The organism is Candidatus Magnetobacterium casense (assembly GCF_019173545.1).
GTDB lineage: Bacteria > Nitrospirota > Thermodesulfovibrionia > Thermodesulfovibrionales > Magnetobacteriaceae > Magnetobacterium > Magnetobacterium cryptolimnobacter.
On the sequence record NZ_JABXWD010000655.1, the window covers coordinates 1 to 1,415 of the forward strand.

General features: G+C 52.1%; 1 protein-coding gene. It reads right to left on the reverse strand.

Annotated elements, in window-relative coordinates; translation table 11 throughout:
- The coding region (locus HWQ67_RS18475) for a serine/threonine protein kinase (protein WP_218254164.1) at window positions 1–1,222 on the reverse strand (1,222 nt) is incomplete at its 3' end.
- Window positions 1,223–1,415: the final 193 nt, after the last annotated feature.

Genomic DNA, 1,415 nt, shown 5'->3' on the forward strand with positions numbered 1-1,415 from the left:
CGGCTTCGGCCTTATGCAACTGGTTTATCGTGGCATATGATACACCCTGGTTGTTCAGGGAATCGGCCCTGAGTTCGTCGTTACGCTCTTCGGTGTCCTCATCGGAGCGCTGGTATGGTTCACCGATAATGCGTCTGTAGAGCGTTTTTAACCGGTCTTTGATTTCGGCAAAGTCTGCGGGTCTGTATCGCGGGTCTTTTGCCAGGCACTGGAGCATCAATTGTGCAAGTTCCTCGTTTATCTCCGGGGTAAAATTTCCCGGATGCGGTGGGGTTGTCCTGGAGTGGAGTTTCTGCCACACGGTCAACTGGTAAAAGATGACACCACGGCGCTCCTCCTCCGTCAACGCAAACGGACGTCTGCCACAAAAGAACTCGTACAGCATACACCCATATGCGTATATGTCGGTGGGGAAGCCTGCCGTGTGGGCGTCCCTGAACTGCTCCGGGGCCATGTACTGTGGGGTTCCATAGGGGACATCTCCCAACGTTATAGTCTGCCAGGAGTCGGATACGATGAGACCTTCCTGTTGGTTGTCAGTGAGGCTGAGGCTTGAGAGGCTCCTTGCAAAGACCGACCCCTCTGAGATGTCATTTACGTCAGAATCGGTGAGGTTGAGGCTATCCTTGTATTTTTCGCTGGTTATCGGGTCATCGGCTCCTGCGCTGAGACCGGCTCCAACCAGGCCGAAGTCGGTGATCAAGGCCATGCCATACTTGCTCAGGAGTATATTGGCGGGTTTTAGGTCTCTGTGTACGAGGCCGGTGTGTTGTATGCCTTCCTCGTCGCTCCAGTTAAGCGTATGGGTGTGGTACATACCCGAGGCTACCTGTATGGCCATATCCAGTTTTTCTTGCATTGTAGACAGCCGCTTTGCCTTTAGCCACTTATCCAGGCTGCCACCGTCTACGTACTCGATAAACAGGCGCGGGATCGACTCTATCTCTTGCACGTAGTAGGCCGAGCAGATGTTTGGGTGTATACCGAGGTTGATCCACGCTTCGGCCTCCCTGTGGAATCGCTTGAGACCGGTTTCGCTGGACATGATAGAGGGCAGGGGGGTCTTGACGGCCATCATACGCTCTGTCTCCCGATCGTAGACGAAGTAGACCTCTCCCATGCCGCCACGTGCGAGGTCGCGTACCTCGTATCTGTTCTCAACGACGGTGTTTTTTGACCACAGACCTTTTTCCCGCTTGCCGGTGTGACCTTTGTCCTTCATAACATTACCATCTCAGCGTATGCCTGTGGGAGCGTTTTTGACAGGCTCAACCGTCAGAGTGTCTGGAATCGGTGTGACGATATCTTTTATTGAAATGCTGACAGAAAGCAAAACTTACAGTTTTTCCTTATTACTGAACTACTGAAACTCTTTTAAACATAGCCAAAGCTCCTTAACTTAAAGTTGTTAAAGG